The organism is Candidatus Propionivibrio aalborgensis (assembly GCF_900089945.1).
GTDB lineage: Bacteria > Pseudomonadota > Gammaproteobacteria > Burkholderiales > Rhodocyclaceae > Propionivibrio > Propionivibrio aalborgensis.
This window is the reverse complement of the sequence record NZ_FLQY01000217.1, coordinates 1-412: the sequence shown is the minus strand read 5'-3', so window position 1 is coordinate 412 and position 412 is coordinate 1. Positions and strand designations below refer to the sequence as shown.

The window sequence follows — 412 nt, the reverse complement described above, 5'->3', positions numbered from 1 at the left end:
TTACTCCACTGGATTCGAGTTTCTTGCGCAAACGGTGCACATAGACTTCTATCGCGTTGTGGCTCACTTCCTCGCCCCAACCGCACATGTGCTCAACCAGTTGATCCTTGCTCACCAGCCGGCCTGCCCGTGCCATGAGAACCTCAAGCAAACCGAGTTCACGAGCGGACAAATCCAGCATCTCGCCATTCAACAATGCGCAGCGATCCGTCTGGTCAAATGCAAGTGCGCCACATTGGATTACTGGTGCAGTTCCGGTTGACCGTCGCGTCAACGCGCGCACTCGTGCTTCGAGTTCGGGCAGTTCGAACGGCTTGGCCATGTAGTCGTCAGCCCCAAGGTCCAGCCCTTTGACGCGATCACTGGTCCCGTCAAGTGCCGTCAAGATCAGCACGGGCACGTTCAATTTGCG

General features: G+C 56.8%; 1 protein-coding gene. It reads right to left on the bottom strand.

Annotated elements, in window-relative coordinates; all coding sequences use genetic code 11:
- Positions 1–412: response regulator transcription factor (locus PROAA_RS11110; protein ID WP_186411409.1), on the bottom strand; the 412-nt coding region annotated here is incomplete at both ends.